2 protein-coding genes are annotated in these 947 nt (G+C 65.0%); both read left to right on the top strand.

Annotated elements, in window-relative coordinates:
* Positions 1 to 796, top strand: a 796-nt coding sequence (locus EN925_RS37445) for an FGGY-family carbohydrate kinase (protein WP_245487450.1), incomplete at its 5' end; no start/stop codon positions are given.
* Positions 793 to 947, top strand: a 155-nt coding sequence (locus tag EN925_RS37450; protein WP_164894742.1) for a lycopene cyclase family protein, incomplete at its 3' end; no start/stop codon positions are given. The genes EN925_RS37445 and EN925_RS37450, both read left to right, overlap by 4 nt.

A 947-nucleotide genomic window follows, 5' to 3' on the forward strand; every position in this document is an offset into this window, starting at 1 on the left:
GTTCGATGTCGTCGCCAGCGCGGTCGGTTCGGGCGTGACCAGAACCGGTGCCGCCTCGGTCATCGCCGGAACCTGGAGCATCAACCAGGTCATCACCGACAAGCCGATCCGCGACCCTTCGATCTTCATGCTGTCGACTTTCGATCGCCAGCGCTATCTGGCGATCGAATCCAGTGCCACCTCGGCCGCCAATCTCGAATGGATCGTTCGCGAATTCCTCGAACATGGCGGCGAAGCCGGCAAGTCGCCATTCGAATTGTGCAGCGAACTGGTGGCGTCCGTCGATCCCAACAGCGACATCCCGATCTATCATCCCTTCCTTTATGGCTCGCAGCAGAATGGCCATGCGCGCGCCGGCTTCTACGGCATCGCCGGCTGGCACAGCCGAGCCCATCTGCTGCGTGCGCTGTTCGAGGGGGTCGCCTTCGAGCATAAGCGCCATGTCGAGACCTTGCACAAAGCGGGCGCCGATTTCGACCAGGTGGTGCTGTCCGGCGGCGGCTCGCGCAGCAGCGTCTGGCCGCAGATTTTCGCCGATGTGCTCGGCGTGCCCGTCACCGTGGCGCGCAGCCGCGAAACCGGCGCGCTGGGAGCGGCGATCGCGGCGGGCACCGGCGTCGGCATTTTCGCGGACTACAGTGCCGGTGCAACCGCCATGACAGCGGCCGCCCGACATTTTGTACCCAACGAGACGGTTGCTCACGCATACGCACGGCGGTATCGACTCTATGGCGAGATCAACCAGGCGATGACCCCGATGTGGGAGCGCATCGCCGGACAGCAGGCGCGCACGTGACCGAAGCTTCACCGTCTCCGTTCGGCAGTTACGACTACGTCATCGTCGGTGCCGGCTCCGCCGGCTGCGTGCTCGCCAACCGGCTCTCGGCCGATCCGCACAACAAGGTGCTGCTGCTCGAGGCCGGCGGCAGCGACCGCTATCACTGGGT

The organism is Mesorhizobium sp. M7A.F.Ca.US.006.04.2.1 (genome assembly GCF_004022915.1).
Classification (GTDB): Bacteria; Pseudomonadota; Alphaproteobacteria; order Rhizobiales; family Rhizobiaceae; genus Mesorhizobium; species Mesorhizobium ciceri.